Here is a 21040-nt window from a genome sequence, read left to right as displayed (position 1 = left end):
GCCTAGTACATAAGGGAATTATGGGGCAAATTGGGCATTTGTTCAGTCCATTCCCGCAGAGGAACCGATGCCGATCGGAGAGTCCGTGATGGAAGACAAAGAACTCCTCGCAGAGGCCGTACGGCTGGCCACGGAATCCGTGGAGAACGGCTGGGGCGGCCCGTTCGGCGCGGTGCTCACGCGCAACGGGGACATCCTCGCCCGTGGGCAGAACCGCGTTCTGCTGACCGGCGACCCCACCGCCCACGCCGAGATGGAGACGATCCGCAAAGCCATCCAGATCCTCAACCCTGAGGCTCCGTCAATCGCCGTGGAGCATCAGAACGAGAGCACGCTGGAGTACGTCCCCCGGCCCGAAGGGTCACCGGACCCGGTGGCGGAACGCGCCCGTATGCTGCAGGGCTGCTCGATCTACATCAGCGGCGCCCCCTGCCCGATGTGCATGAGCGCCATCTACTGGTCGCGGATCGACGCGGTGTACTACAGCTGCGACCTGGCGGACACCGCGCGGATCGGCTTCGATGACACGTTCCAGTACGAGGACTTCAAGAGGCCTCTCGACGAGCGACGGATCAAGATCGCACAGATCTACCCCGAGATGGGCGCCCATGCCTATGCGGCATGGACCGACCGGCCGGACAAGCACCCGTACTGACAACCCCGTACTGACAACGGGTCACCGGCCGCCGCGAGGGCGGGCAGACCGATGTCCGTCGCGCGGCGGGCCGCCGGCCCCGACCTGCACCTGAGCCGTCAGGATCTGAAACGTTCCGGACGGCTCACTCGTACATCACGTACTCCGGCTGCGGCCGGAGGGCCAGTACCTCCTTCGGCGTCATGAGGCGACTGCCCTCGGCGTCCTCCTCGTAGAAGAGCTTGAAGCCGGTGTGCAGGCCATCGGGCAGGTCGTCGACCAGCTTGCGCCAGGTTCCGCGCTTCAGGCCGGGCGAGCCGATGCCGTCGGCGCTCTTGATCAGCGCCACGCCGGGCTGGGGACGCAGTGCCGACTGCTCGCTCACCACGGACGTGGCGACCTGATGGAAGACCAGCGGCTTCTGCGGCAGATCGTGCGCCTCGACCAGCCCGGACAGATAGCGGGCGACCTCGGTCAGCTCATGGCCGTCGGTGTGCCCGTAGGTGTCGCCTGGCACCTCGCCCGGGCGCATCTCCCATTCCGGGTCGAGGGCGATCCCCACGTCCGGGTGGACGAGCCAGTCGCGCAGCGCCTTGACCTCGTCGAGCACCCGGGCACGGCCCGGCTGGATGTTCAGCAGCAGCAGCCCGCGCCGGGTGCGCGCCAGCCGGTGGAAGCGGCGGATGGTGTGGTCGGGCGTCCGTGAGCGGTACCTGCCGTCCGCACCGGCCGTGGAGTTGGCGACCGTCGCCAGGAGTTCGAGTACCGGCAGCGGTTCACGCCCCGCGGCGTAGGAGTGCGCCACCTTCTCCGCCTCGGCGGCCCGCCGCCCGGGGTCACCGGTCCCGAGCCTGCCGAGCGCCGCGGCGCCCGGCAGGCCACAGAACCCGACCAGCCGGTACCGCGGGAACAATTCCCTTCCGCCGCGCGGGAGTTCGGGACGGCGGCGCTTCGTCGGGCGGCCCGAGGGCGCGGAGCCGGACGGGCCCGGGGTGCCGGTCCCGGCCGACGGAGACCCCGGCCCGCCGGGCGGTGAGGCCCTGGACGCGGAGCCGGCACGCGAGGACGTGCCCGCGCAGGCGGTGAGCAGTCCGAGCCCGGCCGCTGTCGTGGCCGCGAGCATCTGACGCCGGCTCGCGTGCGGCGCCACCGTGGGACGGCGGCCCGCCACCCCGGCCGTGCGTATCTCTGCGTCGGTTCGCCCTGGCACCTCGTCCGCCACACTGTCTCCGTCGTCCGCCACACTGTCTCCGTCCCCCGGCATCCGGCCGGCGGCCGGACACCGGTTGTCGTGCGGACCGGTCCGGTCCGGTCCGTGCAGTGCGCATCTCCAGACCCTCCGCGGCAAAACCCATGGTGGTAACGATCAAGCCAGGTTGACCCAGGCCGCTCGCCCGTACGTCATCGCCCCGCCCGGCCGCCCGCCGGCGGCCCTGCCGAGCGCCCCGGCGGCGGGCCGGTCCGCGTAGCGTGAGAGCGTGATCAGGCCCCGACGCCTCGAAGCCCTGGACGACGCTCCCGAAGCCGTCCGGCACCGCACCCCCGTCCACCGGCTGTGGTACGCCGCTTACGGCTCCAACATGCATCTCGACCGGCTCACCGCCTACCTGGCCGGCGGCCGGCCGGCCGGTGGACTGCGCAGCTACCCGGGCTGCCGGGACCCCCGCGGCCCCGCACGTACGGCACCGATCATGCTGCCGGGACTGCTCTACTTCGCCACCGAATCGCAGGTGTGGACCGGCGGCAGGGCCTTCTACGACCCCGGCGCCGCACCGTACGGCCACGGGGACAGTCGGCCGGGAATCGACGAACTGCCCGCCCGCGGCTATCTGCTGACGCTCTCCCAGTTCTCCGATATCGCCGCTCAGGAGATGTACCGGGAGCCCGGCGAGGATCTCGATCTGACGGAGGCCGTCACCCGTGGCCGGTCCCGGCTCGGCCCCGGCCGGTACGAGACGCTGGTGTGCGCCGGACTGCTGGACGGTTACCCGGTGCTGACCTGCACCGCCCCGTGGAGCAGCCAGGACGTCGCCGTGAACCCGCCCTCCGCGGCCTATCTGCGGCATATCGCGGCCGGCATCGTCGCCTCCCACGGGTGGAGCGCCCGCCAGGCCGCCGGATATCTCGCCGGCTGCCCGGGAGCCGACGGACACTGGACGGCGACGCAGATCGCGGCGCTCCTCACCGCCCCGCCCTGACCGTCCGCCCCGCTCCCGGCACACCGTCCGCACCGCGTACCGGCCGCCGCCGCGCCCGCCCCGGGGACACGGGAGCGCCTCGGACGCCAGGACCGACCTCGCACGCCCTGGGACCCGGACCTTCGGGCCCCGGCGTCGTCCTGCTCCACTACCGGCGCCCCGGAGCCGCTGCCGCAGGGTGATCTCCACCCCGGCTCACGGGGCGGGCCGCTCCCGCGGGCCGGGCAGACCGAGCAGTCCCGGCAGCTCGGCGAAGGAGTCGAGTACCCGGTCCGGGGTGCCGCCGGCCGCGCGATGGGTCTCCGGGAGATATTTGCCGGTCTTGACGAGCACCCCGGTGAGCCCGTGGCGCTGCGCCGCCAGCACATCGGACTCGATGTCGTCGCCCACCATCAGCGTTTCCGACGCCGAGGCGCCGAGGTGCGCCAGGGCGGTGGCGAAGAACGCTTCGGCGGGTTTGCCGGTGACCACCGCCTCGGCCCCGGCGGCCCGTTCCAGGCCCGGCAGGAAGGCTCCGGTGTCGAGGTCGAGCCCGTCCGCCGTACGCCAGTAGAGATTGCGGTGCATGGCGACCAGCCGGGCACCGCGCTGCAGATGGCGAAAGGCGGTGTTGAGGGCCGCATAGCTGAATTCGTCGCCCGCACCGCCGAAAACCACCACATCCGGCGCCCCCCGGCCCTCTTCGCCGGCCCCCTCCCCGATGACCTCCACCCCCTCCAGATCCGCCCGGACCTCCCCACTGTTGATCAGCAGACAGCGCGCGTCCGGATGGTGTTCGCGCAGGTAGGCGGCGGTGGCGGCGGGTGCGGTCAGAATGTCGTCGGCGCCGACGGGGAATCCCTCCCTGGCCAGCCGCCCGGCGATCACGGCGCGGGTCCGCGAGGTGGTGTTGGTGACCAGCAGCAGCGGGAGTCCGGCGGCGCGCAGCCGCTCCATGGCCGCGACCGCGCCGGGCAGCGCCTTCCAGGACACGGTGAGCACACCGTCGATATCGATCAGGACCGCTCCGATTCCTTTCATACGCCGACGGTAACCACGGCCGGCCGTGGCCGGGCGGACGGCCGGGCCGGTCCACCGCCCGACTTGCGAAGTAGCCGTGGATGGGGTTATTTCGAAGTGAGGTGTGAACGCAGCTTCCGTTCTCCCCTGGCTAGGGGGTGCACACTGTGCTGTTCACTGACCGCGCGGATGCGGGGCACCGTCTCGCCGAAGCGCTACGGCACCTGGAGGGGGAAGAGCCCGTCGTGCTGGGCCTGCCCCGTGGCGGGGTCCCGGTGGCCTTCCAAGTGGCGCGGGCGCTCAAAGCCCCGCTCGATGTGATCGTGGTCCGCAAACTGGGCGTCCCCTACCAGCGCGAGCTGGGATTCGGCGCCATCGGCGAGGGCGGCGTGCGGGTGATCAGCGACGACATCGTCCGCCGGGGCCGGCTCGAACAGGCGGATCTGGCCTCCGTGGAGCATGCCGAGGCGGCGGAACTCGCCCGGCAGGCGGAGCGTTTCCGTGCCGGGCGGCCGCGGCTCTCCCTCGAAGGCCGGACGGCGGTCGTGGTGGACGACGGGATCGCGACCGGCGCCACCGCGGCGGCCGCGTGCCAGGTGGTACGCGCCCAGGGCGCGGCCCGTGTGGTGCTCGCCGTACCCGTGGCGCCTCCGGACGCGGCCGAGCGGCTGCGCAGCACGACCGATGAATTCGTCTGTCTCTCCACCCCGTTCGCCTTCTCCGCCGTCGGCGAGTGGTACCAGGACTTCTCCCAGACCCCCGACGACGAAGTCGTCGCGCTGCTGGCCCAGGCCGCGGCCGGTCCAGAGCCGGAAGGCTCCGCGCCGGACGCGCAGACCGCGGCGGGCGAGGATGTCGAGAAGGAGGTGGCGATCGACGCCGCCGGGGTCCGGCTGACCGGGGACCTCAGCCTGCCGGCAGGCGCCCGGGCGGTGGTGATGTTCGCGCACGGCTCGGGCAGCAGCCGCCACAGCCCACGCAACCGGCTGGTCGCGGCGGCCCTGAACGAGGCGGGTCTGGGCACCCTGCTCTTCGATCTGCTCACCCCGGCCGAGGAAGCCCACCGGGCGAACGTCTTCGACATCGCCACCCTCGCCGAGCGGCTCACGGACGCCACCGGCTGGCTGCGCGACCGCACCGCCGTACCGGTCGGCTACTTCGGCGCGAGCACCGGCGCCGCGGCGGCGCTGTGGGCCGCCGCTTCCCCCGGCGCGGACGTCGGTGCCGTGGTCTCCCGCGGTGGCCGCCCCGACCTCGCCGGACCGCTGCTCCCCGGGGTACGGGCGCCGACTCTGCTCATCGTCGGCGGCAACGACAGCCTGGTCATCGACCTCAACCGGGAGGCCGAGGCGGCGCTGCGCTGCGATACCCGCCTCGACATCATTCCCGGCGCCACCCATCTCTTCGAGGAGCACGGCGCGCTCCAGCAGGTCGCCGACCTCGCCCGGGACTGGTTCATCAGCCACTTGGTGAAGGAGTCGTAGCGGGCCTTGAGCGAGCCCGCTGCGGCCCGTCAGCCGATGGCCTTCCGGTCGATCGCCTCAGATGACCTCGTCGATCACCTCAGATGACCTCTCAGCCGACGGCCTCAGCCGACGCTCTCAGTCGATGGTGATCTCACCCATCGCGCTCCAGCCGTCCGCGCCCTCGATGGTGGTGCTCACAATGTCGGGGGTGCGGCGCAGCAGCGGGCGCATCTGCTCGATCCCGGCGCGGAAGTGGTCGGAATTGACATGCGCTTCGGCGGCGTCGTCCTTGAATGCCTCGACCAGGACATAGGTGTTCGGGTCCTCGATACTGCGGGACCATTCGAACCACAGGTTGCCGGGCTCGGCGCGGGTGGCCTCGGTGAAGGCGGTGACGTGCTGCGGCCACTCTTCGGCGTACTCGGGCTTCACGGGAAACTTGACGACGATAAAGATCATCCGCCAATTCTAGATCACCTGGCACCCGGTGCCGTCAACCCCTCACCCCGAGGCGTCCGGTTCGGCCTCTTTGGGACGGCTCAGCGATTTGACGATTACCACCCCGAGCACGATCAGCGCCACCCCCAGCCACACCGGCCCGGCACCGAAGGCGAGCACCAGGATGCCCACCGGCGTCAGATAGCCCGCCAGCGGGATGAGAAAGCTGCTCACCGGGGGTTCGGGCGGGCCGGGAAGGTTCCGTTCGCGCAGCGACCGCGCCCGCACGACGTCCGGGTACCACTCCGTGAACTGCAAGGCCGCGACGATGGCCGCGATCTGGATGATCCAGCCCGTCCAGAGGTTATGGGAATTGTGCAGCACGAGGTCGCCATACGCTCCCGCTATCGCCGCCACACCGAATGCGGCACCCCACGCACCCGTGATGTAGTAATTGGTCCGCAGAAATCTGGGCTCGTTCCAGAATTCCCGGGGCACCTGTTCCCGGGCGTACTGCAGGGTGAACGGCACCCGGCACGCCATGGACCCGAGGGCGATCGCCATCAGCGCGATGTTCGCGACCTCCCCCGCATAGTTCTCCAGCCAGCGGTGTGCGCCCGGGGAGGCGAAGAGGCCGATGACCGCCATCACCGCGAAGAACACCACATCGCAGATCTCAAGGATTTTGAAGGAGCTCCCGGGACGGCGTATGCGGCCCATGATGACGAGCGCCACGGCGAGCGCCAGGGCTATTCCGACCGCCAGCTCGAAGCGGCCCGGCCCGACGAGGACCGACATCGCGATCCACGGCGACATGCCGATGACGGGGCTGTCGAGAAACTGCGACAGCCGGCCACCGGCAGCGGTATCCGTCGTGCCGGGTGACATGGCAACAGCCCCTCCTGGGAGGCGAAACTCCCTTCCACGCTAAACCGCCGCCCGGGCTCCCTCTACTCGGGCTTGTCGGGGCGCGCATCCGGCGAGGACCCGGGCACGTATCAGGGGCGGGTCAGGGTCGCGTCAGGGACGGATCGGGGAGAGCCCTGACGCCGGCGCGGCGCGTACCCGCGAAGCTGTTCGGTATGAGCCTTTCTTCCTTGTCCCGCAGGGCAGTTGTGGGGGCCGCACTGTCCGGTGCGGTGGTCGCCGCGACGGCGGGCCCGGCCCGTGCCGCATCCCGTCCGGCCCCGTCGTCGGGCGGCGGTCCGGCCCGCCCGGTCCCGTCCGCTGCTGCCCCCGTCCCTCCGCTGAATGTGCCCGCGCTCCGGGCCGCCCTCTCCGACCTGGAGCACCCGCAGCTGACCGCGGCCCAGCTGCGGGTGAGCGGTTCGGCCGGGCGGTGGTACGGCAGCGCGGGCGTCGCCGACCGGGAAACCGGCCGCGGGGTCCATGAGCGGGACACCTTCCGGATCGGCAGCATCACCAAGGTGTTCGTGGCGACGGTGGTGCTGCAGCTCGCCGCCGAGCGCCGGCTGTCACCGGAGCTGCCGGTGCAGCGTCTGCTGCCCGGTCTGCTGCCGGCGGCTTTCCCGCCGATCACGGTGTTACAGCTGCTGAACCACACCAGCGGACTCCCCGACGAGCAGGCCCCGCCCTACGACCCGTCCTGCCCGGAGGCCATCGCCCGGCACCGCTACGACCGGTGGACGCCCGAACAGCTCGTGGCGCGGGTGTCGCACGGCCCCATGAAGTTCACCCCCGGCACCGCGCAGGAGTACCGGGGCATCAATCACGTCCTGCTGGCGCTGCTGATCGAACGGCTGACGGGGTGCCGCTACGGCGAGGCGATCGGCCGCCGCATTCTGCGCCCGCTGGGTCTGCGGCACACCAGCGTGCCCGGCAACGACCCGCGGATTCACGGGCCGCATGTGCACGGCTATCTGAAGATGACGGACGGATCCCTGCTGGACATCACCGAGTTCCACCAGTCGGCCGCCTGGGGAGAGGGCGAGATGATCTCCCACACCGGCGATCTGGACCGCTTCCTGACCGCCCTGTTCTCGGGCGAACTCCTGCCGCCCCATGAGCTGGAGCGGATGTTCACCCTGCCGCCGGACGAGGTGCGCATGCTGGACGGCAGCCCGGCGCGCTATGCCGCGGGCCTGCAGACCGTCACGATGAACGGCATCACACTGTGGGGCAAGACCGGTGAGCGCTACGGCTATTCCTCGGCCATGGTCGCCACCCGTGACCAACAGCGCCGCGCGGTCTTCTCGTTCAACCCGACCCGGCGCGACGCCACCCAGGCGCAGGTCTCCCAGCGGATGACCGAGGCCCTGACGAAGGCGTGAGCCGGGGCGTCATACCGCTGTGGGCTCCGCGCGTCCGCGGAAGCACGGACGCGGGGAGCCCACAGAAACCCCATCGGCGAGGTCGGTCGCAGCCTTCGCTCAGGACTGGGGCCGCTTGCCGTGGTTGGCACCGTTCTTGCGACGGGCCTTCTTCTTACGACGGCGCTTCGATGACATACGTCTGTCTCCTTCCTCAGTGACTCAGCGATGCTTTTCGCCGAATTTCTACCACTTCTCAACGGTATCTCGCCCGGCGATCACGAAGCCGCGTACCCAGGCCTGCGGGGGCCCACCCCCTCCCGGTTTGTGAATCACCCCACGGAAGTGCCGCCCACCCGGTCCCGCACGAGGTCACAGATCGGCTTCCTCGCCCAGGTACAGCGCGGCGAACGCCTTCGCGGCGGACTCGGACCCCAGCAGCCGCCGCAGCCGCGCACGGGCCGTGCCCGCCCGGAAGCGGTCGCCGGACGAGGCGCCGTGCAGCACGTACGACAACCACTCCGAGAACTCCAGGTACTGCCAGACCCGCCGCAGACACGCCTCCGAATATCCGGCGAGACCACTGTCGTCGCCCTCGTAGTGGGCGATCAGCGCGTCGCCGAGCAGCAGCGCGTCATTGAGCGCGAGGTTCATGCCCTTCGCGGCGATCGGCGCGACCAGATGTGCCGCATCACCCGCCAGGTGGAGGCGGCCGAACGTCATCGGCTCCACCACGTAGTTGTGCATGTCCAGGACCACCTTCTCGATCAGTTGTCCTTCGGTCAGCGGCGGGGCACCGTCGGCGGCGAGCCGGTGGCGCAGTTCGTCCCACACCCGCGTATGCGACCAGTCCTCGGCCTCCGCACCGGGCGCGACCTGGAGGTAATAGCGGGTGACCTGGGGGCTGCGGGCCATCTGGGCGCCGAATCCGCGCTCGTGGATGCCGAAGACCACCCCGTCCGCGGACGGCGGCGCCTCGGCGAGGAGGGCGAGCCAGGCGACGCCGTCATCATGGCGGGTGAGGGCCGCCCGGCCGGCGGGGACGGCCGCCCGGGTCACTCCGCGTGCGCCGTCGCAGCCCGCGATGAAGTCGCAGGCGATACGGTGCCGGGCGCCGGTCACCGGATCGGTGTACGACACCGCCGGCCGGGCGCTGTCGATGTCGTGCAGTGCCACCTCACGTACCCCGAAGCGGACGTCGCCGCCCGCCCGGTCCGCGTACGACGCCACCAGGTCGGTGACCAACAGGGGCTGCGGATAGACGAAGTGACGGCGCCCCGACAGCTCCGCGGTCCGTATTGTGTGCCGCTCCCCGTCGAAGCGGAACTCGAACTCGCCCTGCGTCTCGGCCCGTTCGAGCAGCCGGTCGGCCAGCCCGCGCCGGGCCAGCGCGCGCACCGCCCACTCCTCCAGGAACCCGGCGCGCGGCCGCTGCTCGATGAACTCCCTGCTCTCCGTCTCCAGCAGCACACAGTCGACTCCGGCGGTGCGCAGCAGATTCGCCACGGTGAGCCCGGCGGGGCCGGCGCCGACGATGGCGACGCGGGTGCGTGTGACGGGGAGAGGGGTGGTGGAGGACACGTGACGAAGGTCCCTTCGGGGCGCGAAGAAAGATCGCAGGCAGTATGGCGGTTGCCCCGTGCGGGCCGACCGGCGCCCCGGCGCCGACGGATCACGGACGGCGGGCCGCCGCCGTCCGGAGGCGCGGGCCCGCCCTCCCCCTGGGCGACGACGCGGCCCTGATCACGCTCACCTGCTCACCCGCTCGCCCTGCGGCCGGTGGCACCGGCGAGCGGCCCGGTCGCCCGTGCGAGGGCGCCGGACCGCCGGCCGGTATGCGCGCATCCGGTTACGCGACGCCCGTGAGGCTGGCGAACACCACCACGTTGTCGGGGTAGTAGTGCTGACCCTCGTCGTACTCACCGCCGCAGGTGATCAGGCGGAGGCCGGCGTGATCGAGGTTCTTGTACACCTCGAGCGTGGGGAACTTGTTCTTCGGGTACTGGGCGATGCGGTCGACGGTGAACTTCGCCGTCTTCCCGTCCTGCCGGGCCACTTCGATGGTGTCACCGCGCTTCAGCGACGACAGCTTGTGGAACACCGAGGGCTTGCCGTTCCAGGAGACATGGCCGGCGATCACCGCCGGTCCCTCGGAGCCGGGTGTCGGCCCCGGCCGGTACCAGCCCGCCTTGTCGGGATCGCGGGGGGTCTCCATGGTCCCGTTCTTCTTCTGTCCCAGTGTCTCCAGCGAGGAGGAGACATTGAGCGACGGGATGGAGAGCCGTTGCGGAACCGACTTCGGCATGCTGGCGGCGGCCTGCTTCCCGGAGCCGCCGCCCGGCGCCCCGCCGTCGGACGACTGCCCGCCGCCGCCCGGCTGCTGCCCGGCGGGGAGCGACCCGGCCGGCGCCGCGTCCTGCCCTCCGCACCCGGCGAGGAGCACGGCCGACAGCGCCGCGGCGAGGGCGTAGCCGGTGGCGCGGTGGCCCCGGCGGCGTACGGTGATCATGGTGTCCTCGCTCCGGCGGCTCACGCGGCGGCCCCGTTGTCCCCGGTCTGTCCGGCGGCGAGCACGCTCTTCCGCCGCCGCGCGAAGACCAGCGCGCCGGCCGCCGCCACGAGGGCACCCCCGCCGGCGCCCATCACCGCGGCCGGAACCCCGTTCTCCTCGGCGGGCCCGGTGCCGGTCTCGACCCCGCCGACCGGAATGGAACCCACCGCGGCGCCCAGGACCTCACCGCAGTTGGTGGGAGCGGTGGCCTCCTGGGGGAGCTTGGGATCGAGTTCGCTCTTGCCCGCCCCCTCGAAGTCGTACTTCTTGTTGTCGTTGCGGTCGATGCCGTGCTGCACGATGTGCAGGTCCTTGATGTGGTCGACCACGTCCTGGGAGACGGCGAGGGTGCGCTCGTAGGAGACCTTGCCCTGCGCGTTCGCCACGGGCATGCGGTCGACGGCGAGACCGCTCGCCATGTCCGTGGGTCCCTTGGTGGTGAGCGAGATGTGGATGTCGCCGTAATCGACCGTGGCCTCGGTGTTGTTGAGGACGCCGTCGCCGTTCGTGTCGTCGCTCGCGTCCGGGCAGTGGAAGTCATGGCCGTCGGTGGAGCCGTGGAGGTGCTGGGCGGAGGGCTGTCCGGGCACGAGTCCCTCGGACTCGATCTTCACGGTCAGCCGGTTGCCCTGGAGGCTGAGCATCGCCGTGCCCTTGGAACCGGAGTCGTTCAGTTGCGCCAGGTTGATCTGGAACGCTCCGGTGCCCTGGGCGACGGCCTGGGACGAGGCGCCCACGGTGAGGGCCAGGGCGGCGGGGAGAGCGACGAGTACGGCGAGGCGGCTGGTGCGCTTGGCTATCACGATCGTTCCTTTTCCGGCGGCCTCCACGGAGGAGGGGGACCGCACGTCGTCCGGGTTCGACAGCAACACCTCGGTGAGGTGTCGAGCGTGATTCGGAGCCGCAACGGGGGCGGATTGGTGGCCGGTTGAAAAAATTTCCGAGCGGTCTTCTTGCGGCCCTGGACGCCTCGGCACCCGCCCCTGACCTGTCCGCTTCCCCCGGCTCCCGCAAGCCCGGTCGCTCCCCCACCTCAGACGTATGACAGCGGCCACCGCTCGTCGATAGCCAGGACGGCCCGGTCCGCGGTCCGATACGGGCGCCAGCCCGGATCGCCGGTCGCGGCGAAGCGGACCCAGGCCCGGTGTGGCACGCTCCGAGGGCGCCGCCGAACGCAGCCGGCCGCCAACGGAACAGGTAGGCATGGGTACCGGCCGCCGATCGAGCGGCATGGGCGTCCGCGAGCTTCCTGCTTCCCTCGGTGAAGACGTCGGTGATGAGGGATGTCCCAGAAGACGCTCACCCCGGCGTCCTGCCTGCCCAGGACCGTGCCTGCGGAGGTCTTCACATGTACGCGGTGGTGCATGGGAGCGCTACTCCTCCCCCTGTGCGAGGCGGCCGGGGTGACGGTCCGCCCAGCGGGTGATCGCGAAGGCGCTACCGCGGAATCCACCACCGCGGCCGAAGCGTCCGCTGCGTGGGCGGCCGGTGCCCGTTCGGCGGCTGCGGTGGACGAGGTGGCCCCGGGGACAGGGCGCGGCTTCGTCTGCGGGCCTCGTCGGCGAGGATCCAGCGCCGGTGCAGTTCCACCAGTTCGTCCGCGGTCGCCCCGCACCGCCTGGCGAGCCGGTCGGCGGGTGCGAAGTCCTTCGGAACGGCATCGCCGTTGCGGTACCGGTGCAGCGTGGACACACTCATGTGCAGCTGCCCGGCGAGGACGCCATAGCTGCGTCCGGAGCGCTCCCTCAGCAGGCGCAGCAGGCCCGCGAACGCCGCTGTCTCCGTCCCCGCCCTGCTCCCCAGTTCGCTCCGCCGTTCCAGGACGGCATTCCAGGGAGTGGTCGTTTCCCCAGGTCAGCACCCATTTCCGCATTCCGGCTTCTCTCATTGCCCCGGATCTGTTGGCACCCGGGCACCCACCACGCACGCTGTGAGCAGCACCACCGAGACGGGAGACCCCATGCGAACCCGCTGGTGCACCAGCGATGTTGTCGCCATCGCCGTGCTGATCATCTGTGCCGCGGTGCTGGTCGCACTGATCAACCACCGCTGAAACCACGTGCAAGGAGAACCAGAACCACCATGCGCACCATCCGATCCCGTACCGCAGCCGCCGCCACCGCCGCCGTTCTCGCGGGCCTGTCCCTGTCCGCCTGCCAGAGCTCCGGTGCGGTGTCCGGCACCCCGGCCGAGGCACGCACGGAAGCCGGCCCCACCCCGAGCGGCGAGGCCGGCGGAACCGGCAAGGGACACGGCGAAGGCCCGGGCACCGGCCAGGGCGCCGCCGGCGGTCAGAGCGGAGGCACCGGCAAGGCCGGAGGCAAGACCGGAGGCAAGAACCAGGGCGCCGGGGACGGTTCGTCGGCCACCTGTACGGGAGAGAACACCAAGGCCGTGGTCAGCAAGGTCGCGCGCCCCATCAATCACGTGCTCCTCACGATCACCAACACGGGATCACGCTCCTGCGATGCCTACTCGGCGCCCCTCCTGGGCTTCGACGACGAACAGTCGACGACCCGCATCATGGAGGACAGCAAGCCGCAGTCCGTCGTGACCGTCGCCCCGGGCGAATCTGCGTACGCTTCGATCCTGCTCAGCGGCGAGGGCGGCGGTGACTCCGGTGGCCGCACCGCCCGGAACCTCACGGTGCACTTCGCTCCGCGGAGCGGCTCCGGTTCGGTGGGCGCCCCCCTCAAGCTCACCCTGCCCGCGGGCACGCACAAGGACGACAAAGCCGCCGTCACCTACTGGCAGAGCTCGGCGTCCGACGCGCTGACGTACTGACGTACTGACGTACTGATCAGCAACTGACCAGCTGCTGACCGGCAATTTGACCGGCAACTGACCACGATCCGGGTCGGCCCTCCCCCGTCCGGAACCGTCCGGCACCGTCGGGTCCGCCGCCCGCGTCCGGGCGGTCGGCGGGTCGGCCGGCCGTGGCGGCCCCCTACCTCGCGCCGGCCGTGCGGGTAGCCACTCCACTCAGAAAGCAACAATTCCGTTTGAGAATGAACCAAAAAACATGCGTAGGCCATCATTTACAGCATGAAGAGCTACAGCCGTCGTCATGCCCGCCGCCTGCGAGGGCATGACGCCTCCCGTGGAGCGCTGAGCACAGCCCACGTGACACGGGGAGTTGCCGGGCCACGCGGCCTCTCCTCGTCGACCGGCACCACAAGGACCCCACCCGACACCTTCCCTTCCTTCGCGCACCCCCGGGACCGCCTCTTGGTGGGTACTCCCCCTGCTCCCACCCGGAGTTCGGAACCCGGAAAGCGCTGAGACCTCGCCGAGCGCAGGCCTCGGACACATAACTGACACTCCGTCAACTTACTTTCGCGTTCATGTTCTTCCGTCATTTCTCCAGTCGGGATGCACGATGAAAGATGATGCACGTACCTCCGGCCTTCGATTCGACATCCTGGGCCCCTTGAGTGTGAGTTCCGGTGAGAGAACCGTGGACCTCGGTGCGCCGAGACAGCGTGCTCTGCTCGCCCTGCTGTTAATCCACGTGGGCAACGTGGTGTCGCTGCCCACGATCATCAAGGCCATCTGGGGTACCAGCCCACCTAGTCAGGTCACGGGGACGCTGCAGGCCTACGTCTCCCGGCTCCGGAAGCTGCTGCACCGCCACGACCGCACCATCCGGCTCGTCCACCACCTCCAGGGATATCTGCTCGAAGCCGATGCGCGGCTGGTCGACGCCGCGGTCTTCGAGACGAAGATCAGGGAATGCCGGGAACTGCTCAAGGCCGGTGATCTCGACGCCGCTCGCTCGACGGCATGGGCCGCGCTGGAGCTGTGGAAGGGCACTCCCCTGGGCGAGTTGTACGGCTACGAGTTCGCGGTGGCGGAAGCCGACCGCCTGGAACATGTCCGCCTCCGGGCACTTGAGGTGTGGGCCCAGGCATGCCTCGGTCTGGGCGCCTACGAGGAGGTGACGGTCCGGCTCGGTGAGGAACTCCGCCGCAATCCCGGACTGGAGCGGCTGGGCGGGCAGTTGATGACGGCCCAGTACCACTCCGGTCAGTCGGCGGAGGCGCTGCTGACCTATGAGCGGATGCGCCATGCGGTGGCGGAGGACCTGGGAGCCGATCTCAGCCGGGAACTGCAGGCACTGCACGGAAAGATCCTGCGGCAGGAGCTCGCGGCCGCACCGGTCCCGGAGCCGGCGGACCGGACCGCGCTCGCGCCGGCCTCCGCCGCGGCACCCGTGCCACCGGAAGCGGAGAAACCGGAGCCGCCCGTGTCCCCGCCGCCGGGTGACCGGTTCGGCGGCCGTCAGGCGGAGATGCAGCGGCTGAAGCGCTTACTGGCCGGCGCCGGCAGCGGTCATGGCCATGTGGTGCTGGTCTACGGCGAGCAGGGCATCGGCAAGACGTGGCTGCTGCAGCAGGCCGAGCGCTGTCTGGCCGCCACCGAGTTCCGGGTGGTGCGCTCACACTGCGTCGGGAGCCTGCCGGACCCCGGCTACTGGACATGGGAACACATCGTGCGCCAGCTGGAGTCGGGGAGCGGAGCGGGCGGGAACGTCGCCGTGGACGTCGTCGCGCAGGCCGACTGGCTGCCCGAGCAGCATCTCACCCACCAGATGCGGATCTGCCAGGCCGTGCTCGCCGCTGCGGAACGGACTCCGGTGGTCCTTCTTCTGGAGGATCTGCACCTCGCCCACGTCCCCGTACTGGAAGTGCTCCAACTGCTGGTCAAGCAGATCGGCCAGGCCCGGGTCATGGTGGTGGCCACCCTCCGCGACCACGAGCTGGCGAAGGAGCCGGCGGTCCGCCGCGCCGTGGGCCGCATCCTCCAGGAAGGCAACACCAGCATGCTCCGGCTGGAGGGACTCGCCGAGGAGCAGAGCCGGGAGTTGATCGCCTCGGCCTCGGGAGCGGCGCCCTCGCCCGGCGAGGCCCAGCAGCTCCAGCGCGCCTCCGGCGGCAATCCCTTCCTTCTGCTCAGCGCGGTCTGCGCACAGTCCGGCGGGGAGCGGCGGGAGCGGTCTTCGGTCCCCTTCGAGGTGCGCGAGGTGCTGCACGAGCGGCTGAGCGAATGTTCCTCGGACACGCTCGATGTGCTCACCCTCTGCGCCGTGATGGGCATGGATGTGCACCGTCCCCTGCTCGCGGACCTGCTGTCCACGCTCGGGCTGCCGCAGACCCTGATCGACGACGCGGTGCAGACCGGTCTGCTGCGCCACGACCGGTCCGTCGACGGCCGGCTCTCCTTCGCCCATGGTCTGACGCGTGACTTCCTGCTGGACGGCACCCAGCCGGTCACCCGCGCCCGGTGGCACCACCGGGTGGCCACCATCCTGTCGGTGCGGTCCCGGCCGGGTGACGACGCCGCGGAGATCCGCCGCCACTGCCTGGCGGCCGCCCGGCTCCTGGGGGCTCGCGCGGGCGTGCGGCCGCTGCTGGCCCTGGCCGACCGGGAGCAGGCCCGCTTCTCCCATGCGGCCGCGCTGCACTGGCTGGAGGCCGCGGCGTCGGTCGTCGCGGCGCTGCCCGGGGACGAGCCGACCTCGGCCGTGGAACTGCAGCTGCGCAAGCGGATGATGTGGCTGCAGGCCCTGATGGAAGGCTACGGCTCGGCCCGGGTCGAGAAGATCCTCTGGCATGCCCAGAAACTGGAGCGGGCCTTCGACGGCACCCAGCCCACCGGACTGCTGCACGCTCAGGCGATGCGCGCGATCACGGCGGGCCAGTACCCGGAGGCAGCGGAGATCGGCGGTCTGCTCTACGAGCTGGCCGACCACGGCGGCGGCCCGGAGGCCCGGTCAGCGGCCTGTTACGTGGGCGGGGTCACCCTGTATGTGAGCGGCCGTCTGGACGAGGCGCTCGCCGCGCTCGCACAGGGCGTCGAGATCATCGACACCCTCTTGGTAGCCCCCCGTGTGCCGTTACGGCCGAGCGCGCTGCTGAGGGACCAGCGCATCGACTACCGGGCCTACCTGGCGCTCGGTCACTGCCTCAACGGCGACCGGGTCCAGACCCGGCGCTACCGGTCGGAGCTCCTGCACCTCACCCAGTCCGACCGCTACGACCGGCCGTGGGACCGGGCCTTCGCCCGGTATGTCGACGCCCTCATCGCCGTCACCGAGCACGACGTACAGGGTGCCTGGCTGGCCGGCCGGGCGGGACTGGACCTCGCCGCCCGCTGCCAGCTCCCGTTCTGGCACCGCATGCTCGCCGTCCCGCTCGGCTGGGCCGAGGTGCACCAGGGGATGCACGAACAGGGCCTGGCCCGGATGCGGAAGGCGCTGGAGGACGCGGCCCGGCACCGGACCGTGCTGCGCCGCACCCTGCACCTCGGGTTGCTCGCCGACGCGCTGCACCGTGCGGGTGCCCACGACGAGGCCCGGCGGACGAGCGCCGCCGCCGTCAAGGAGATCGAGGAGCGCGGCGAGTACTTCTGTTACCGGCCGCAGTGGCCATTCGCCGCGCTGCTCCGGGAGCACGACACCGGCATCACGGCCGCGCAGCACGTCGATCACGAGCGTCATTGACGGCTGCCGGCCGGAGCCCAACCCTGACCTCCGCTGCCGCCGCGCCGTCCGACGGGCCGGGGCACCGCTTGTGCCGGTACGGTGCCCCGGCAGCGCGAGCGGCAGCGGAGGTTCAATCGGGGTGGGCGGGCCGTCCGGACCGGGCGGCACCGGCGTCCTCGGCGCAGTGGCCGTAGTCGCCGCGCAGAAAGACCAGGGGCGGACCGGGCCGCCGGACGCCGAGGTCGCGGACCGCGCCGGTGACGAACCAGTGGTCGCCCGCCTCCACCTCGCCCGCCACCTCACAGTCGAACCAGGCGAGCGCGTCGAGCAGGACCGGGGATCCGGTGGCGGTTTCCTGGTGGGGCACCTCCCAGCGGTGGGGGTCGGCGGCGGCGAAGCGGCGGCAGACCTGTTCCTGGTCCGCACCGAGCACATTGACGCAGAACCGGCCCGCCGCCCGGATCCGCGGCCAGGTGGTCGACGACTTCGAGGGGAGGAAACCCACCAGCGCCGGGTGCAGCGACACCGAGGTGAAGGTGCCCACCACCATGGCGGGTGGCGGCTCCCCGGGTGCCGGTCGCGGCCCGGTGACAAGGACCACCCCGGTGGGGTAATGGCCGGCCACCCGGCGCAGCTGCCCGGCCGTCACGGGCGCCGGGCCGCTCTGCGGGGTACCGCTCTGCAGGGAACCGTGCGGCACGGAAAGGGACATACGGGTCTCCTTCGCTCCTGCCGGGGACGGCCGCGGGACGGTCCGCGGCACCTCCCCGTCCCGGCTCAGCCGGCCGTCACCGCGGCGGAACCTCGGCATACGCCACGCCGGGGAAGGCGCGGGCCAGTTCGGTGACGTCCGCGGCGACCTTGCCGGAGTCCTCGTTGCGCAGCAGCAGCCGGGCCAGCAGCTCGGCCACCCGCGCCATGTCGTCCTCCTTCATCCCCCAGCGGGTCAGCTCCTGGGTGCCGAGGCGGAGGCCGGAACGCCGGCTGCTGGGCAGTACCACCGTCGTGGTGCGGATGTCGGTGCGGGTGAGCAGCCGGCCCCACGCGTGCGGAGAGTTGCCCTCGGGCGGGTGCACCCAGACCTGGTGGGTGTCGGTGTGGCCGAACTCCTCGCCGGCCACGTCGAAGCCGTGCCCGGCCAGCTCACCGGCCAGCCGACGGGCGTTGGCGATGATCTGCTGTGCGTACTCCACCCGGTGCGGCAGCAGCTCCTCCAGGGTGATCGCCAGGCTGCCGACCGTCGCCGAGTGGGAGCTGGACGCCGTGAAGGGGATCCGTGCGGCCATCTTCTCCGCGAGGGAGTCGCTGTTGGTGACCAGCAGACCCTTCTGCGGGCCGGGCAGCGTCTTGTGCGTACTGCCGGAGATACTGTCGAAGCCGCCGTCGAGGACCAGGGTCTGGGGGGCCGCGGGCAGCAGGCCGAGCAGGTGCGAGGCGTCCAGGCAGAGGAGCGCCTCGGGAGCGGCGGCCCGCAGCGCCCGGGCGTCGGGGAAGCGCAGCGCCGTGGAGGCGTCCAGGTAGATGACGTCGACCGGGCGCTCCGCGATCCGCGCTGCCAGCGCGGCATGGTCGATCTCCAGGCGCTGCCGGTCGAAGGGGAGGTAGTCCACCTGGTAGCCGAAGCCCTCGCAGATGGTGACGGTGGCGTAGTGGCCGCCGTCGTCGGGGGCCAGCACCATCACCCGGCCGCCGGGCGGGGCCACCGCGGTGAGCACGGTGTGCATGGTGTGCAGCCCGGAGAGGAACGGTACGAAGGCGTGCCGGGCGCCGTAGAACTCCTTGGTGAGGTCCACGCAGTAGTCGTAGACGCCCTTGAGGCCGGTGACGTCGCCGTAGACCGCGACCGGCGTCTCCGAGTACGGGTAGCGGTTGACCGCGTCGGTGGCGAGGGCGGCGGCGGCCCGCGGTGAGAGCCGGTTCTCGATCGGGAAGAGGTTGAGGCTGGGCCTTCGCTGCAAGGCGGCCAGGACGTCCATCAGTGCTCCTTGGCAGGGGAATCGGCGGGAGGCCGGGGGTGCGGCGTCACAGCCACGGGTAGCGGGCGGTGTCCTTGCCCGCGTAGTCGGGGTCCAGATAGATGAAGGCGCGCTGGATGAGGGAGTCGCGCACCTCGAAGACTCCGCACCACCGTCCGGCGCCCCACTCGGGCACGCCCGCCCGCCAGGGGCCGTCACGGTGCTCGCCGTGCGTGGTGCCCTCGACCGCGAGCAGGTCCGTGCCGGTGGCGATCCAGTTGAGGGACCACAGATGGTGCGTGGCCGCCTGGACGGTGCTGCCGAGGTCGGCCAGCATCCGGGCGATGTCCGCCTTTCCGCGGGCCAGCCCCCACTTCGGGAAGAAGAAGGCGGCGTCCTCGGCGAAGAAGTCCAGCACGGCGGTCCCGTCGCTGCCGACCCCGCCGTTGTCGAATGCCTTGAGATATGCGGTGATGACGGCCTTGCGCTGCTCGTCCGTCATGCCGCCCGGTGCCACGGGCATGAACGACCTCCAGATGTGCCGGGATTCTGCGGAAGGGGCGCCGCACACAGGGGACGGCGGCGTCATTGCGGCTGTCCGGCAGGCGGTCTCCACCGTCGCAGGGCGGCCTTGGCGTCGGCTTGACGTCTCGCTGCGGCCCGGCTTGCGAGGAGTCAGTTGCCGGTCATGGCGAGCAGCGCGGGTGCGTAGCGCTCCCCCAGCACCGGGACGGCGAGCGCCTCCGCCACCGCCGCCAGGCCGTCCTCGTCCAGCCGGACCGCGGCCGCGGCGAGGTTCTCGGTCAGGTGGGCCGGGTCGCTGGTGCCCGGGATGGGGACGACGTCGGGGCCGTGGTGGTGGAGCCAGGCCAGGGCGAGCTGGGCCAGGGTCAGGCCGTGCCGCGCGGCGACCGGACGCAGCCGGTCCAGCAGCGTCCGGTTGTGTGCCAGACCGCCGGCGCTGAACCTCGGCTGGCCGCGGCGGAAGTCCTCGGCGGCCAGGTCGTCGGTGGTGCGGATGCCTCCGGTCAGAAAGCCGCGGCCCAGCGGGGCGTACGCGACGATGCCGATGCCCAGCGCGCGGCAGGCCGGCACCACCTCGGCCTCGATGTCCCGGGACCACAGGCTCCATTCGCTCTGCACCGCGGTCACCGGGTGCACCGCGTCCGCCCGGCGCAGGGTGGCCGCGGAGGGCTCGGAGAGCCCGAAATGGCGGACCTTGCCCGCACGCACCAGCTCGGCCACCGCGCCCGCGGTCTCCTCCACCGGGACCGCCGGGTCGGTCCAGTGCTGGTAGTACAGGTCGAGGTGGTCCACGCCGAGGCGGCGCAGGGAGCGTTCGCAGGCCTCGCGCACATAGGACGGCTCGCCGCACAGCCCCTGGAACGCGCCGTCGGCGGAGCGCACCATGCCGAACTTGCTGGCGATCACGACCTCGTCCCGGCGTCCCGCGACGGCCCGGCCGAGCAGCTCCTCGCCCGCGCCCAGACCCTGGACGTCGGCGGTGTCCAGCAGGGTGACCCCGGCGTCCAGCGCGGCGCGGATGGTGGCGATCGACCGGGCCGGATCCGGGTGGCCGTAGAAGGCCGTGGTCGGCAGACAGCCCAACCCCTGGGCACTGACGTGCAGATCACGCAGTACGCGGACGGGTGGGCGCGGGGATGCAGACATGGCGGAACCTCCAGTGCGGACGCCGCTGGGGCAGGGCGGGCAGCGGGAAAGGGAGAGCTGACGGAGCTCGGGGAGGGGCACGGCCGGCTGCGGAGGAGGCCGCAGCGCGCGGACGGACAGGACGCGTTACCTGCCCTGGCGGTCCGCCGCGGAAGCCGGCCCGCAGCACCGTAGCCGCCGGCACCCCGCGGCCACAACGCCCTCCTTTTCAAGCGCTTGACAATGCGCTGGCGTCCCGCGTGCACCGGACCGCAATGCGCGGCGGATGTCCGCAAGGGGAACGTCCACAGCTGTGCAAGGCCCGCTCCGCATGGTGAGCACGGCGCTCCGACCGGCCCATGCCGTCGGTGCACCGGACCGTGCGGCCGATCCGC

The 21040-nt window shown here is 71.4% G+C and carries 18 protein-coding genes and 1 pseudogene; 7 read left to right on the top strand and 12 right to left on the bottom strand.

All coding sequences use genetic code 11. The features are described 5' to 3' along the window. Positions 1-67 precede the first annotated feature (67 nt). Complete coding sequence (locus AB0C46_RS28255) at positions 68-655, top strand: nucleoside deaminase (protein ID WP_362831198.1); 588 nt, start codon at positions 68-70, stop codon at positions 653-655. Between the two features lie 124 nt (positions 656-779). Here AB0C46_RS28255 and AB0C46_RS28250 read toward each other — a convergent pair whose 3' ends face one another. Continuing rightward, the gene (locus tag AB0C46_RS28250) at positions 780-1877 is read right to left on the bottom strand and encodes a hypothetical protein (protein WP_362831197.1); all 1098 of its coding nucleotides are present in this window, start codon (positions 1875-1877) and stop codon (positions 780-782) included. A 235-nt stretch (positions 1878-2112) separates the two neighbouring features. Here AB0C46_RS28250 and AB0C46_RS28245 point away from each other — a divergent pair, with 235 nt between their 5' ends. Then, positions 2113-2832 (top strand): histone deacetylase, encoded by a 720-nt coding sequence (locus AB0C46_RS28245; RefSeq protein ID WP_362831196.1) that lies wholly within the window; start codon positions 2113-2115, stop codon positions 2830-2832. A gap of 195 nt (positions 2833-3027) precedes the next feature. On the opposite strand, the gene AB0C46_RS28240 is transcribed toward AB0C46_RS28245, so the two are convergent. Beyond that, positions 3028-3852 (bottom strand): HAD-IIA family hydrolase, encoded by an 825-nt coding sequence (locus tag AB0C46_RS28240; protein ID WP_362831194.1) that lies wholly within the window; start codon positions 3850-3852, stop codon positions 3028-3030. Positions 3853-3998: 146 nt separating this feature from the next. Between AB0C46_RS28240 and AB0C46_RS28235 the strand changes: the two genes are divergently transcribed. After that, a complete protein-coding gene (locus tag AB0C46_RS28235) occupies positions 3999-5315 on the top strand; it encodes a phosphoribosyltransferase family protein (protein ID WP_362831192.1) in 1317 nt (438 codons plus the stop codon). Positions 5316-5432: 117 nt separating this feature from the next. On the opposite strand, the gene AB0C46_RS28230 is transcribed toward AB0C46_RS28235, so the two are convergent. Then, positions 5433-5756 (bottom strand): putative quinol monooxygenase, encoded by a 324-nt coding sequence (locus AB0C46_RS28230; RefSeq protein WP_362831191.1) that lies wholly within the window; start codon positions 5754-5756, stop codon positions 5433-5435. 42 nt (positions 5757-5798) lie between these two features. Beyond that, positions 5799-6623: a hypothetical protein gene (locus AB0C46_RS28225; protein ID WP_362831190.1), complete on the bottom strand. Its 825-nt coding sequence runs from the start codon at positions 6621-6623 to the stop codon at positions 5799-5801. Between the two features lie 194 nt (positions 6624-6817). Between AB0C46_RS28225 and AB0C46_RS28220 the strand changes: the two genes are divergently transcribed. Next, a complete protein-coding gene (locus AB0C46_RS28220) occupies positions 6818-8026 on the top strand; it encodes a serine hydrolase domain-containing protein (RefSeq protein WP_362831189.1) in 1209 nt (402 codons plus the stop codon). A gap of 351 nt (positions 8027-8377) precedes the next feature. Here the strand turns inward: AB0C46_RS28220 and AB0C46_RS28215 are convergent, their stop codons facing one another. From AB0C46_RS28215 to AB0C46_RS28200, 4 genes and pseudogenes are all read right to left on the bottom strand, one after another. Next, positions 8378-9586, bottom strand: a complete 1209-nt coding sequence (locus tag AB0C46_RS28215) for a 4-hydroxybenzoate 3-monooxygenase (RefSeq protein ID WP_362831188.1) — start codon at positions 9584-9586, stop codon at positions 8378-8380. Between the two features lie 268 nt (positions 9587-9854). Further along, entirely contained in the window at positions 9855-10538 is a 684-nt protein-coding gene (locus AB0C46_RS28210) for a class F sortase (protein ID WP_362831187.1), read from the bottom strand. Continuing rightward, positions 10535-11359, bottom strand: coding sequence for a hypothetical protein (locus tag AB0C46_RS28205; protein WP_362831185.1), 825 nt, complete (start codon positions 11357-11359; stop codon positions 10535-10537). The genes AB0C46_RS28210 and AB0C46_RS28205 overlap by 4 nt, the downstream gene beginning before the upstream one ends. A gap of 739 nt (positions 11360-12098) precedes the next feature. Further along, positions 12099-12359 (bottom strand): annotated as a pseudogene (locus AB0C46_RS28200) (helix-turn-helix transcriptional regulator); the annotation flags it as partial. A gap of 127 nt (positions 12360-12486) precedes the next feature. On the opposite strand from AB0C46_RS28200, the gene AB0C46_RS28195 reads away from it, so the two are divergent. The 3 genes from AB0C46_RS28195 to AB0C46_RS28185 all read left to right on the top strand — a co-directional run bounded on the left by AB0C46_RS28195 (position 12487) and on the right by AB0C46_RS28185 (position 17058). Further along, the gene (locus AB0C46_RS28195) at positions 12487-12609 is read left to right on the top strand and encodes a hypothetical protein (protein WP_362831184.1); all 123 of its coding nucleotides are present in this window, start codon (positions 12487-12489) and stop codon (positions 12607-12609) included. A 29-nt stretch (positions 12610-12638) separates the two neighbouring features. Beyond that, a complete protein-coding gene (locus tag AB0C46_RS28190) occupies positions 12639-13340 on the top strand; it encodes a DUF4232 domain-containing protein (protein WP_362831183.1) in 702 nt (233 codons plus the stop codon). 652 nt (positions 13341-13992) lie between these two features. After that, a complete protein-coding gene (locus tag AB0C46_RS28185) occupies positions 13993-17058 on the top strand; it encodes a BTAD domain-containing putative transcriptional regulator (protein ID WP_362831307.1) in 3066 nt (1021 codons plus the stop codon). Positions 17059-17170: 112 nt separating this feature from the next. Here AB0C46_RS28185 and AB0C46_RS28180 read toward each other — a convergent pair whose 3' ends face one another. The 4 genes from AB0C46_RS28180 to AB0C46_RS28165 all read right to left on the bottom strand — a co-directional run bounded on the left by AB0C46_RS28180 (position 17171) and on the right by AB0C46_RS28165 (position 20666). Then, positions 17171-17752, bottom strand: coding sequence for a flavin reductase family protein (locus AB0C46_RS28180; protein WP_362831182.1), 582 nt, complete (start codon positions 17750-17752; stop codon positions 17171-17173). A 76-nt stretch (positions 17753-17828) separates the two neighbouring features. Next, entirely contained in the window at positions 17829-19016 is a 1188-nt protein-coding gene (locus AB0C46_RS28175) for a serine hydroxymethyltransferase (protein WP_362831180.1), read from the bottom strand. A gap of 46 nt (positions 19017-19062) precedes the next feature. Beyond that, on the bottom strand, positions 19063-19518 hold the full coding sequence (locus AB0C46_RS28170; RefSeq protein ID WP_362831179.1) for a nuclear transport factor 2 family protein: 456 nt from the start codon (positions 19516-19518) through the stop codon (positions 19063-19065). A 152-nt stretch (positions 19519-19670) separates the two neighbouring features. Next, positions 19671-20666, bottom strand: coding sequence for an aldo/keto reductase (locus AB0C46_RS28165; RefSeq protein ID WP_362831177.1), 996 nt, complete (start codon positions 20664-20666; stop codon positions 19671-19673). Positions 20667-21040 lie beyond the last annotated feature (374 nt).

This window comes from Streptomyces sp. NPDC048637, from assembly GCF_040650675.1.
Taxonomy (GTDB): Bacteria; Actinomycetota; Actinomycetes; order Streptomycetales; family Streptomycetaceae; genus Streptomyces.
The sequence above is the reverse complement of the archived record's forward strand: the minus strand, read 5'-3'. Positions and strand labels throughout refer to the sequence as shown.